7 protein-coding genes are annotated in these 12,653 nt (G+C 75.2%); 3 read left to right on the top strand and 4 right to left on the bottom strand.

The features are described 5' to 3' along the window. Nucleotides 1-50: 50 nt before the first annotated feature. Entirely contained in the window at nucleotides 51-1,220 is a 1,170-nt protein-coding gene (locus tag FHX32_RS14305; protein ID WP_167181788.1) for an acyl-CoA dehydrogenase family protein, read from the bottom strand. Between the two features lie 250 nt (nucleotides 1,221-1,470). On the opposite strand from FHX32_RS14305, the gene FHX32_RS14300 reads away from it, so the two are divergent. Together FHX32_RS14300 and FHX32_RS14295 are read left to right on the top strand one after the other, a co-directional pair. Continuing rightward, nucleotides 1,471-2,898, top strand: a complete 1,428-nt coding sequence (locus FHX32_RS14300) for a UDP-glucose dehydrogenase family protein (protein WP_167181786.1) — start codon at nucleotides 1,471-1,473, stop codon at nucleotides 2,896-2,898. A 156-nt stretch (nucleotides 2,899-3,054) separates the two neighbouring features. Further along, entirely contained in the window at nucleotides 3,055-7,992 is a 4,938-nt protein-coding gene (locus FHX32_RS14295) for an SCO7613 C-terminal domain-containing membrane protein (protein ID WP_167181784.1), read from the top strand. A gap of 367 nt (nucleotides 7,993-8,359) precedes the next feature. Here FHX32_RS14295 and purE read toward each other — a convergent pair whose 3' ends face one another. After that, nucleotides 8,360-8,851, bottom strand: a complete 492-nt coding sequence (gene purE, locus FHX32_RS14290; RefSeq protein ID WP_167181782.1) for a 5-(carboxyamino)imidazole ribonucleotide mutase — start codon at nucleotides 8,849-8,851, stop codon at nucleotides 8,360-8,362. Between the two features lie 53 nt (nucleotides 8,852-8,904). Then, a complete protein-coding gene (locus FHX32_RS14285; protein WP_167181780.1) occupies nucleotides 8,905-10,080 on the bottom strand; it encodes a 5-(carboxyamino)imidazole ribonucleotide synthase in 1,176 nt (391 codons plus the stop codon). Between the two features lie 87 nt (nucleotides 10,081-10,167). Here FHX32_RS14285 and FHX32_RS14280 point away from each other — a divergent pair, with 87 nt between their 5' ends. Then, nucleotides 10,168-10,572 carry a pyridoxine 5'-phosphate oxidase C-terminal domain-containing protein gene (locus tag FHX32_RS14280; RefSeq protein WP_208418085.1) on the top strand — a complete coding sequence of 135 codons (405 nt, stop codon included), beginning with the start codon at nucleotides 10,168-10,170 and terminating at the stop codon, nucleotides 10,570-10,572. Between the two features lie 3 nt (nucleotides 10,573-10,575). Here FHX32_RS14280 and FHX32_RS14275 read toward each other — a convergent pair whose 3' ends face one another. Next, on the bottom strand, nucleotides 10,576-12,618 hold the full coding sequence (locus tag FHX32_RS14275; protein ID WP_167181778.1) for a thioredoxin domain-containing protein: 2,043 nt from the start codon (nucleotides 12,616-12,618) through the stop codon (nucleotides 10,576-10,578). Nucleotides 12,619-12,653 lie beyond the last annotated feature (35 nt).

Genomic DNA, 12,653 nt, shown 5'->3' with positions numbered 1-12,653 from the left:
GCCCGCCCATGACTCGCCGTCCGCCGCCGCGGGTCAGGCCCGCCGACCGGTCAGGCCAGGCCCTTGAGCAGCTGGCGGGCCATCACGATGCGCTGCACCTGGTTGGTGCCCTCGTAGATCTGGGTGATCTTGGCGTCCCGCATCATCCGCTCCACCGGGTAGTCCCGGGTGTAGCCGTAGCCGCCGAGCAGCTGCACCGCGTCGGTGGTGATCTCCATGGCCGCGTCGGAGGCGAAGCACTTGGCCGCCGCGCCGAAGTAGGTCAGGTCGGCGTCGCCGCGCTCGGACCGGCCGGCCGCGGCGTACGTGAGCTGTCGCGCCGCCTCCAGCTTCATGCCCATGTCGGCGAGCATGAACTGCACGCCCTGGAAGTCGGCGACCGGCTTGCCGAACTGCTTGCGCTCCTGCACGTAGCCCTTGGCGTAGTCGAGCGCGCCCTGCGCGATGCCGACCGCCTGGGCCGCGATGGTGACCCGGGTGTGGTCCAGGGTCTTCATCGCGGTGGCGAAACCGGTGCCCTCCGCGCCGATCATCCGGTCCGCCGGGATCCGCACGTTGTCCAGGTAGACCTCACGGGTCGGCGAGCCCTTGATGCCCAGCTTCTTCTCCGGCGCGCCGAAGCTGACCCCGGAGTCGGACTTCTCGACCACGAAGGCGGAGATGCCCCGGGAGCGGGCGGCGGGATCGGTCACCGCGAAGACGGTGTAGTACTCGGACACGCCGGCGTTGGTGATCCACCGCTTCACGCCGTTGAGCACCCAGTGGTCGCCGTCCCGGACCGCGCGGGTGGTCATCGAGGCCGCGTCGCTGCCCGCCTCCGGCTCGGAGAGGCAGTACGAGAACATCGCGTCACCGGAGGCGACGCTGGTCAGGTAGCGGCGCTTGAGCTCGTCGGAGCCGGCCAGCAGCAGCGGCATGGTGCCCAGCTTGTTCACCGCGGGGATCAGCGAGGAGGAGGCGCAGGCGCGGGCCACCTCCTCGATCACGATCGCGGTGGCCAGGGCGTCCGCGCCGGCGCCGCCGTACTCGACGGGGATGTGCGGGGCGTGGAAGTCCGCGGCCCGCAGCGCGTCGTACGACGCCTTCGGGAACTCACCGGTCTCGTCCGCCTCGGCGGCGTGCGGCGCCACCTTGGCCGCACAGACCTCACGGACCGCCTCCCGGATCGCCTGGTGCTCCTCCGGCAACCGGTAGACGTCGAACGACTCCTCTGCGGCCATGTCGGCCCCTCCCCTTCACGGCTATCATGCGCAGTCGGTAACGTCACCTGATCGCCCCACGGCGCAGACTGAAGGATAGCGACCGGTTCAGCTGATGTTACCGCCGCGTAGGCTTGGACCTGACGGAGCGCCCACGCCGCCGGCGATGATGGAACAGACAGGCATAGAGTCCCTCTGGTGCCCGGCCAGGCGCCGCAGCGGCAGAACGCGACGCGACGACGCGCCGCCAGTGCGAGCGGAGAAGACAGGCGTGACGATTCCGTACCCGAACATCCAGCCGGTACCCGCCATCGCCGCGGTGACGCCCCCCTCGGGCGCACCCCGGCCGCGGGTCACCTTCCTGGGCACCGGCTACCTCGGCGCGACGTACGCCATCTGTTACGCCGAACTCGGCTACGAGGTGCTCGGCTTCGACGTCGACGCGGACAAGATCGCCAAGCTGAACGCGGGCGAGGTGCCGATCCACGAGCCCGGCCTGGACGAGCTGCTCAAGCGCAACCTGGCCGCCGGCCGGCTGCGGTTCAGCACCGACATCGCCGAGACCGCCGACTTCGGTGACGTGCACTTCATCTGCGTCGGCACCCCGCAGCGGGCCGACGGCATGGGCGCCGACCTGTCGTACGTCGAGGCGTCGGTGACCAGCCTCGCCCAGCACCTGACCCGCAAGGCGCTGATCGTCGGCAAGTCCACCGTCCCGGTCGGCACCGCCGAGTGGGTCGAGCAGTTGGTCGGCAAGCACACCCCGGCCGACCTCGGCGTCGAGGTGGCGTGGAGCCCGGAGTTCCTTCAGGAGGGCTTCGCCGTCGACGACGTGCTGCGCCCCAACCGGATCGTCGTCGGGGTCAAGAGCGAGTGGGCCAACGGCATGCTCTACGCCGCTCACAAGGGCGTCTTCGACCTGGCTGCCACCGAGGACCGCGAGGTGCCGCTGGTGGTCACCGACTTCGCCACCGCCGAGCTGGTCAAGGTCGCCGCGAACGCCTTCCTGGCCACCAAGATCTCGTTCATCAACGCGATGGCCGAGGTCTGCGAGGCCTCCGGCGGCGACGTCACCCAGCTCGCCCGGGCGATCGGCTACGACCCGCGGATCGGCAACCGGTTCCTCCAGGCCGGCCTCGGCTTCGGCGGCGCCTGCCTGCCCAAGGACATCCGGGCGTTCCAGGCCCGCGCCCAGGAGCTGGGCGCCGGGGAGGCGCTGCGCTTCCTGCACGAGGTCGATTTGATCAACCTGCGCCGCCGGACCCGCGTCCTCCAGCTCGCCGCGGACCTGCTCGGCCGCCGCTCCGGGCCGGCCGGCCCGGACCTGTCCGGCACCCGCATCGCCGTGCTGGGCGCGACCTTCAAGCCCAACACCGACGACGTACGCGACGCGCCCGCGCTGGCCGTCGCCGCGCTGCTGCACAAGGCCGGCGCCGACGTGCACGTCTACGACCCGCAGGGCACCGAGAACGCGCGCCGGGTGGCTCCCGAGCTGACCTACGAGGCCAGCATGAACGACGCCGTCGCCGGGGCCGACCTGGTCTGCGTGCTCACCGAGTGGGCCGACTTCCGCAACGCCGACCCGGTCGCCCTCGGCGAACTGGCCGCCGGCCGGAAGGTGGTCGACGGCCGCAACTGCCTCGACTCCACCCTGTGGACGCAGGCCGGCTGGGAGTACCGCGGCATGGGCCGCCCCTGACGGTTCCCTCCTCGACACCGGCGGCCGGCCGCGGAGCGTGCTCCGCGGCCGGCCGCGTCACTGGTTTGCCCCGGACCCGCCGTCAACTGTCGAATTCCGCGCCGCCATTGGGCATGCTGCGACAGTGGAAGTCCACAGTGCGGGTGGAGGGGTGTCGTGGCGACCTTTCAGTGCTCCTCGTGCGGCCGGGAGATCAAGCCGGCCGTCCGCTGCCCGCACTGCGGGGCCGAGCAGCCACAGTGGATCGAGCACCTGGCGGAGATCGAGCGTTCCATCGCGGAGATGAAGGCCCGCGAGGCCGCCATCGCCAGCGAGCAGCGGCAGATCGCCGCCAAGATGCAGGCCGCGCTCTTCCAGCGGGACATCCTCGCGCACGCCGGTGAGGAACGGCTCAAGCAGGCCACCCGGCCCCGCCGGGTGCTGCGCCGCCGGCCCGGCCGCCGGCCGCCGACCGCCACCACCGGTGCCCCGCCCCGGGTGCCCCGGCAGGGCACCCCGCCGCCCGGCCCGGACGACCCGGCGCCGCCCCTGTCGACCGCCACCTGGCTCGACGCCGACGACCCGGAGCACCCGCCGGAGGCGTCCTCCCGGGAGGTGCAGAACATCCCGCTCGGCCTGGGCGCGCTGCTGCTCGGGGTGGCCGCGGTGGTCTTCGCCGCGGTGGCGACCAGTTCGATGGACGCGCTGGGCCGGCTGGGCATCCTGCTGCTCGCCACGGTGCTGATGCTGCTCGCCCCGCCCGCGCTGGCCCGCCGGGGGCTCACCTCCACCGCCGAGACCATCGCCGCGGTGGGGCTGCTGCTGCTGCCGCTGGCCGGGTACGCGCTGTGGGCGGTCGACCGGATCGGCGGCAGCGGTGCCTCGGGGGCGGTCTTCGCCGGGCTGATCTTCGCGGTCACCGCCGGCGTCGCCTTCGGGTACGCCAGCTGGACCGGCCTGCGCGCCCCGCGGTTCGCCACCGTGCTCGCCGCCCAACCGGTGCTGCCGCTGTTCGCGTACGACCGGATCACCGGCCCGGCCGGCTGGGCGCTGGCGCTGACCGCAGTGGCCGTCCTCGACCTCTGGCTGGCCCGCACCGCCGTCACCGTGGAGCGGCCGGTGCGCCGCGACCTCCCGCCGCCCGCCCCGGTCGAGCCGACCGAACCGGCCGCACCGGCGGCAACGCCGACGGCGCCCCGGCAGCGGCAGCCCGAGGGCCGGCCGGAGGGCGCGCCGGAGGAGTCCGGCGAGCTGCTCACCGGCACCACCCCGGCCGGCCCGGACGCCGCACCGACCCGTCCGGTGCCGTGGCTGCGCGAGCTGACCTGGCTGCTGCACGGCGTCGCGGTCGCGGTCGCCCTCGCGTACGCGGTCACCGCGCTGCTGCGCGCGCAGACCGTGCCCACCGCGGTCGGTGCGGGCGCGGTGGTGCTGCTGGCCGCCACGGTGGCGCTGGTCGGGACGATCGCGCTGCGCAAGCCGCCGCTGCCGGACGTCGGCGCCGGCATCCTCACCCTCGCCGTGATCGGGGCGCTGGGCCGGGTCGCCTCGGTGGCGTTGCCCGGCCGGTCGCTGCTGCTGATCGCGGCGGTGATCACGGTGACCGGGTTGGCCGTCCGCGCGGTGCCGGAGGCGGCCCGGCGGGGCCCGCAGTTCGCCTCCGCGGTGGCGCTGACGGTCAGCGGCGTGGTGGTGGCCGGCGGCGCCCTGCGGGCCGGCGTGGCCCCGGTCCGCGCCGCGCTGCCGGCCTGGGCCGCCGACCTCGACCGGCACCCGGCCGAACTGGCGGCGGCGGTCGGCCCGGCCGCGTGGCAGCTCGCCGCGAGCGCGTTCCTGCTCACCGTCGCCGCGGTGCTGGCCCTGCCGCCGGAGATCCGCCGGGAGTTCGCGGTGGTCGGCGCGGCACTGACCGCGCTCGCCGTCCCGGCGTCCGTCGGGCTCGACTGGGCGGTGGCGCCCTGGCCGATGGTGCTGGCCGCGGTCGGCATCGGCGTGGCCGGCCTCTCCGCCGGCACGGAACGGGCCGCGCTGGCCCACGCGCTCGCCGCCGCCGGGGTGGGCCTGTTCGGCGCGGGCGCCGCGCTGGCCCGGCCGGCGCTGACCACCGCGGTGCTGCTCACCCTCTTCGCGGCGGGCGTCCTGGTCGCGGTGGCGCCCCGGGTCCGGCTCGCCCCAGCGGCGACCTCGACCCTCTCCGCCTGGGCCGCCGGCAGCGCCGCGTTCGCGCTGCCCGGCGCGGTGGCGGCGTTCGTCGCCGCGACCGTGCCCGCCGATCCGACCCCCACCCCGGCCGCCCTGCGCGAGGTGACCGTCCCGGTGCTCGCGGCCGCCTTCCTCGCGGTCTGCGTCACCCTCGGGTACACCGCCATCGTGCAGGTCTCGCAGCGGCAGATCCCGGTCCCGCTGGCGGTCGGCACCGGGCTCGGGGCGCTGGTCGTCACCGCGGCCGCGTTCGGCGCACCCGGCGCGACCGTCGCCGACGCCTGGGTGGGCGCGCTGCTGCTGGTCGCCGCGGTGCTGCTCTTCCTGGCTCCGTCGATCGACGCCGGCCGGCGCTCCGACCTCACCCTCGACGGGTCCGACCTGGCGGCGGCCGCGGTGACCGCCGCCCTGATCGCCACCCTGGTCCGGGTGGCCGCCGTGCTCGCCCCGGATGGCCAGCTCGCGGTGGCCGCCGCGCTGGTGCTGGTGGTGGCGGTCGCCGCCCGGGCGATGCCGACGGAGTGGCGGCGCGGGCCGGTCCTCGGGATAGCCCTCGGCGGGACGTTGATCGGGGTGCTGGCCGGTTGGATGGCGCTGCGCGGCGGGGTGGGCGTCCTGGCCACCCCCGGGGCGATCTGGGCCGGTGACCTGAGCGGCTGGCCGGCCGCGCCGACCGGCGGCGCGACCTGGCAGGCTCCGGTCGCGCTGGCGCTGCTCGGCGTCGCCGCCGCGATCCTCCTGCCGCCGCCCTGGCGGTACGACGTGTCCGGGGTGGCGGCCGTGCTGGCCACCATCGGCGCCCCGGCCGCGTTCAACCTGCCGTGGTGGTCACCCGTGCTGGTCGGGGGCATGGTCGCCACGGTCTTCGGGATGGCGGCGGTGGCCTCGGTCGAGCCGCGCGCCGCACTGTCCCGGGCCACCGTGGCCGGGGTGGTGGCCCTGCACGCGGCCGGTGCCGGGCTGGTCCGGCCGTGGACCACCGCCCTGGCCCTGGGCAGCATCACGCTGATCGGCGTGGTGGTGGCGGCGCTGGCCCGGTCGCTCGCCGAGCCGCTGGTGCCGGACATCGAGGCCGACGGGATGCCGCCGTACCTGGCCCAGATCGGGGGCGCGGCGGCGGGCGCGGCGGTGCTCGCGCTGCCCGGTGCGGTCGCCGCGCTGGCCGCCGAATTCGGCCGCTCGCCACAGGTGGTGCTGACCGCCGCGCTGGCCGCGTCCAGCCTCGGTCTCGCCGGGGTGGCCGCGGTACGCCGGCAGGTTCCGCAGTATCTGCCGTGGACCAGCGCGGCGGTGGTCGGCGGCGCCACCATCAGCGCCCTGGCCGCCGTCCCCAGTGGCCTGCCGGTGGGCGTGTACGCCGCCGCCGCGGCCCTGCTCGGGGTGCTGGCCGAACTGGTCCGCGGAGCCACCGAGCCACCGGTGGGCTCGGCCCAGCCGGTACGGCGCTGGTCGGTGCTGCTCGACGGCGCGCTACGGCGGTTGCCCGACGACGACGGCCGGCGCCGATGGCGGGTCAGCCCGGCGGCCGGCGCCCTCGCCGCGGCCGCCCTGCCGACCGCGCTCGCGCTGGTGTCGATCATGCCGGCGCTGGTCGTGGCGCTGGTCGAGCCGCAGGCCACTCTCACCCGGGTGTGGCAGGGGCCGCCGCCGGGGCTGCTCGACCCGCCGCCGAGCGCGGTCGACCCGGCGCACGTGCTCACCGCGCTGCTGCTGACCGCGACCGCGGCGCTGGCCGCCACCGGCTTCAGCGGTGGCCGCCGGTCCCGGGCGGTCCCGGTGGTGCTGCCCGGCGCGGCGGTCACCCTGCTGATCACCCCGACCGCGCTCGGTATGGGCTGGCCGACGAGCACGCTGGCCGCGCTCTCCGTCTTCACCATCTCGATGCTCGGTCTGGCGCTGACTCCGCCCCCGCCACTGGTCGAGCCGGCCCGCTCGCTGCGGCTGGCGCGGGTGCTGGTCTTCGTCATCGGGCTGGCGGCCGGCGGCGCCGGGCTCGCCGGCAGCCTGGCCACCCGGGAACTGACCCTGTTCACGCTCGGCGGCGCGGTCGGCGTCGGCACGGTCGCCGCGCTCTTCGGCACCACCCAGCGGGCCCGCATCCTCGGCTGGCTGTTCGCCTCGCTGATGGCCCAGCTCTTCGTGCTCACCGCCGGCCTGGTCGCCGGGCTGGCGGCCGTCTGGTCAGCGTTCGGCGTACTGGCGGTCGGCGCGGCGTTGCAGGTGTTCGCGGCCACCCTGCCCCGGCTGCGCCGCCCCGAGGCGCAGCGCGAGGCGGCCACCGTGGAGTGGAGCGGGCACGCCGCCGCGCTGATCGCCCTGGCGCTGGCGTTCGACTCGCCGCGGCACATCGCTGCCCTGCTGGCCGCCTGGGGTGCGGTCCTCGGCGTGGCGGCGACCCGGCCCGGCCGCCGGCCGGTGGAGCGGCGGATCCTGTTCTGGGCGGTGGTGGTCTGCGAGATCAGCGCCTGGTGGATCCTGATGCGGGTCGCCGACGTGGCGCTGCCTGAGGCGTACACGTTGCCGTTCGCGGCGCTGGCCCTGCTGGTCGGTGTCCTGGAGCTGCGGCAGCGCGCCGACCTGAGCAGCTGGGTGGCGTACGGGCCGGCGCTGGTCGCCGCGTTCCTGCCGACCCTGGCGATCGTGCTGGCCACCGACTCCAGCACGCTGCGGCAGGTGCTGCTGCTGCTCGGCGCGGTGGCCGTGCTGATCTTCGGCTCGATGAGCCAGCAGCAGGCCCCGGTGATCGTCGGCGCCACGGTCACCGCGATCACCGCGATCCACGCGCTGTTCGCCTTCGGCCCGTGGCTGGCGCTGATCCCGGTGGGCATCCTGCTGCTGGTGCTCGGCGCCAGCAACGAGCGGCGCCGTCGCGCTCAGGAGCGGTTGCAGACCGCCCTGCGCGGCATGCGGTGAAACCGGAGGGTCCGTGCGGGCGTCGGCCCGGGTGGGCAGTGCGTGCCGGCCCGGACTGCGTCGCACCCGCGTGCCGGCACTGCGGCCGAGGCCCGGGGCACCGGGCGGCGGCGGTTCAGCGCCGCGTGTCGGCCGGCCTGGATGTTGTCGCCGGCGAGCCCGATACCTGTGAGTCATAAATATGCCTCAGAGGTATCACGTCAAAGTGGCAACCGCCTGCTGCCCGGCCCGCAGGTAGCGGACGCCGGGCACGGCCCGGACCCGACCCTGGGCGCACGGCGTCAGGGCCGGCCGGCGCCGCTCCGGCAGGCGACCGACCCCACGGCATCAGATCCCGGTCCGGCAGCGCCAGGGGCGCTCCGGCGGGTCAGGCCAGGGAGGCGCGGAGGGCGGCGTCCTTCTCGGCCACCAACTGCTCCAGGTCGGCCTGGTAGGCCGACATCCGGTCGAGCAGGGCGCGGTCGGCGGCGGCCAGGATCCGGACGGCGAGCAGCCCGGCGTTGCGGGCGTTGCCGATCGACACGGTGGCCACCGGCACGCCGGCCGGCATCTGCACGATGGAGAGCAGCGAGTCCATCCCGTCCAGGTGCTTCAGCGGCACCGGCACGCCGATCACCGGCAGCGGGGTGACCGAGGCGACCATGCCGGGCAGCGCCGCGGCGCCACCCGCGCCGGCGATGATCACCTTCAGGCCACGGTCGGCGGCGGCCCGGCCGTAGTCGATCATCTTCACCGGGGTGCGGTGCGCCGAGACGACCTCGACCTCGTAGGGCACCTCGAACTCGACCAGCACCTCGGCGGCCGCCTTCATGGTGGGCCAGTCCGAGTCGCTGCCCATGATCAACCCGACGGTGCTCACGCGTGCCTGCCTTTCGTTCGCGACTGCGGGGCTCGCAAGCTCACTTCTCGCGCTCACTCGCGTCCCTCCCGCAGCCAGCGGGCGGCCCGCGCGGCCCGCGTCCGTACCTCGTCCAGGTCGTCGCCGAGCAGCGTGACGTGCCCGATCTTGCGGCCGGGGCGCACCTGCTTGCCGTAGAGGTGCACCTTCGCCCCCGGCTCGGCGGCGAAGAGGTGGTGCAGCCGCTCGTCGATCGACATCCCGCCCGGCTCGCCGCCGAGCACGTTCGCCATCACCACCACCGGCGCGGTCAGCGCGGTGTCACCCATCGGGTAGTCGAGCACCGCCCGCAGGTGCTGCTCGAACTGCGAGGTGCGGGCGCCCTCGATGGTCCAGTGGCCGGAGTTGTGCGGCCGCATGGCCAGCTCGTTCACCATGATCGCCGGGCGGCCGCCGGAATCGGCGACCTCGAACAGCTCGACCGCGAGCAGACCGACCACGCCGAGCGAGGTGGCCAGGTCGATGGCGAGCTGCTGGGCGGCGACGGCCAGCTCCTCGGGCAGGTCGGGCGCGGGGGCCAGCACCTCGACGCAGATGCCGTCCCGCTGCACCGTCTCGACCACCGGGTACGCGGCGACCTGCCCGAACGGCGAGCGGGCCACCTGCACGGCCAGCTCGCGGCGCAGCGGCACCCGCTCCTCGACGATCAGCCGGGTCCCGCCGGCCAGCAGGCTGCCGGCCAGCTCGGCGGCCTGCGCCGGGCCGTCCACCAGCCAGACGCCCCGGCCGTCGTACCCGCCGCTGGCCGCCTTGAGCACCACCGGCCAGCCCACCTCGTCGCCGAAGCCGACCAGGTCCGCGGGCTCCCGGACCGACCGCCACGCCGGGTTGGGGGCGCCCAGCTCGGTCAGCCGCTCGCGCATCGCCCGCTTGTCCTGGGCGTACCGCAGCGCTTCGGCCGGCGGAAAGAGCTTCACGCCCTCGGCCGCCAGGGTGCGGATGTGCTCGTTCGGCACGTGCTCGTGGTCGAAGGTGACCACGTCGCAGCCCTTGGCGAAGGTGCGCAGCGCGGCGAGGTCGGTGTGGTCGCCGTACTGGACGTCGGCGGCGACCAGCGCGGCGCCGTCGTCGGGGGCGAGCGCCAGCACGCGCAGCGACTGGCCGAGGGCGATCGCGGACTGGTGGGTCATCCGGGCCAGCTGGCCGCCGCCCACCATGCCGACAACAGGCAGACCGGTACGGGAATCCATAGCGGCGCCAGCCTATCCGGGCCGGTCGCCGCCGCCACCGCCGGATGGCGATCAGACACCCGTCGACCCTGCTGAGATGCTCATGTCATGACCATCCGTACCCTGCTGCGCGGCCTGCCGGTGCTCGCGCACGAGATGCCGTCGTTCGACCCGGCCGGGGCTCGACGAGACCGGCTGGCACTTCGCCACCAGCTCCGCCAGCGCGAAGGGTCGCCACCTCGCCGGCAACCCGCGGATCGCCCGTCACGGATCGCCAGCCTGGCCGGCCGGCAGAGCGACGTGCTCAGCGACCACGCCGAGCTGGACCGCGAGCTGGACCGGGTCCGCGAGCGACTGGCCGCCGGCCCGGGCCTGATCGCCGAGACGCACACGGTCTACACGGTCACGCCGCACACCGTCGAGTTCTGGCAGGCGGACCGGCAGCGCCGGCACGTCCGGCTGCGCTACCGCCGGACCGGCCGCGAGTGGGAGCGCGAACTGCTCTGGCCGTGAGCCTCAGCGCCGGCCGAGTTGGGCGACCAGGTCGGCCACGCCGGTGACCGGGCGATCGCAGACGAAACCCCGGCAGACGTACGCGGTGGACCGCCCGTCGACCGTCGTCCGGTCGGCGAGCAGCGGCACCCCCGGCTGGTCGGCCCGGCCGGCCACGATCACCGCCCCGGGAGGGGCGTGCCGGTGCGCCGCGGCGACCAGCGGGTCCCCGGCCGGGTCGTCGGTGACCACCGCGATCTCGTACGGCCCGGAGAGCAGCGCCTCGCCGGCGGTGGCCGCGTACCCGGTGAACCGGGCGTGCCGGCCGACGATCGGCGCGACGGTGCCGAGCGCCGCCTCGGCCGCCTCCCGGTAGCGCGTCTCACCGGTCAGCGCCGCGTACGCCACCAGCGCGGCCACCATCGCCGACCGGCCCGACGGGGTGGCGTTGTCGGTGGGGTCGGCCGGCCGGGTGACCAGCCGCTCGGCGTCGTCGGCGGTGTCGTAGAAGCCGCCGCCGGGCGCGGCGAACCGCTCCAGCGCGACGTCCAGCAGCCGGCCGGCCAGCTCCAGCCAGCGCCCCTCGCCGGTGAGCTGGTGCATGGCGCAGAACGCCTCGGCGACGCAGCCGTGGTCCTCCAGCACCCCGGCCGGCTCACCGACCACCCCGGCCCGGGAGACCCGGCGCAGCCGGCCGTCGACGACGTGCACCCTCGCCAGGTGCTCGGCGGCATCGCGCATCGCGCCGTCGGTGACGATGACGACGCCCTCCATCAGATTGGCGTCCTCGTCGTCCGGGCTCGCGTAGAGCGCGGCCACCTGCTGGAACTCGGCGATGGCGGTGATCGCCAGGCCGTTCCAGGCGGCCACCACCTTGTCGTCCCGGGCCGGCTGCGGGCGGGTGTCCCGCGCCGCGAGCAGCCGGCCGACGACGCCCTGCCAGCGGGCGCGGACCGCCGGGTCGGCGTCGTCGACGTCGCGGGCCAGCTTGAGCACACTGGTGCCGTGCTCGAACGTCCCCTCCGCGGTGACGCCGAACAGGTCGGCCGCCCACCGGCCGTCCTCCTCCCCCAACGCCGCCACCAGCTGATCCGGGGTCCAGACGTACGTCAGGCCCTCGACGCCCTTGGTGTCGGCGTCGAGAGCGGAGGCGAAGCCCTCCCCGGGCCGGTGCAGCTCGTCGGCGAGGAACCGGGCGGTGTCCCGGGCCACCCGCCGGGCCAGCCGGTCCCCGGTGAGCCGCCACAGCTGGGTGTACGCCCGCAGCAGCAGCGCGTTGTCGTAGAGCATCTTCTCGAAGTGCGGCACGGTCCAGTGCCCGTCCACCGCGTAGCGGGCGAAGCCGCCGGCGAGCTGGTCGTAGATGCCGCCCCGGGCCATCGCCTCGCAGGTGTGCCGGACGATCTCCAGGCTGCGCGCCGAGCCGGTGCGCTGGTGGTGCCGGAGCAGGAAGAGCAGGTTCATGTGCGGCGGGAACTTCGGCGCGCCGCCGAAGCCGCCGTTCATCTCGTCGTACTCCCTGGCGAGCTGGTCGGCGGCGGCGTCGAGCAACCCGGCGTCCAGCGGCGCGGTAGGCCCGCCCACGGCCTGGGCGCCGCCGATCGCCTCGACCACCGCCGCGCCCTGGCGCAGCACCGCCTCCCGCTGGTCGCGCCACGCGGTGGCCACCGACTGCAACAGCCGGACGAAGTTGGGCCGCGGGTAGTAGGTGCCGCAGAAGAACGGGGTGCCGTCCGGGGTGGCGAAGACGGTCATCGGCCAGCCGCCCTGGCCGGTCATCGCCTGGGTGGCGGTCATGTAGACCGCGTCGACGTCCGGCCGCTCCTCGCGGTCCACCTTCACGCACACGAAGTCGTCGTTCATCAGCGCCCCGACCTGCTCGTTCTCGAACGACTCGTGGGCCATCACGTGGCACCAGTGGCAGGCGGCGTAGCCGACCGAGACGAGCACCGGCACGTCCCGCCGCTTCGCCTCGGCGAACGCCTCGTCGCACCACGGCCACCAGTCGACCGGGTTGTCGGCGTGCTGGAGCAGGTACGGGCTCGTGGCGTCGGCGAGTCGGTTCACCCGACGACCATAACCAGCCGCCGCCGGGCCCGCCG

Source organism: Micromonospora sp. CNZ280 (assembly GCF_011759515.1).
Note: the sequence above shows the minus strand (reverse complement) of the source record. Positions and strands in the feature narration are given on the sequence as shown.

Coding starts and splice junctions, on each gene's coding strand:
- FHX32_RS14305 (WP_167181788.1), bottom strand. CDS start 1,220: ATGGCCGCAGAGGAGTCGTTCGACGTCTACCGGTTGCCGGAGGAGCAC.
- FHX32_RS14285 (WP_167181780.1), bottom strand. CDS start 10,080: ATGGATTCCCGTACCGGTCTGCCTGTTGTCGGCATGGTGGGCGGCGGC.
- FHX32_RS14280 (WP_208418085.1), top strand. CDS start 10,168: ATGACCATCCGTACCCTGCTGCGCGGCCTGCCGGTGCTCGCGCACGAG.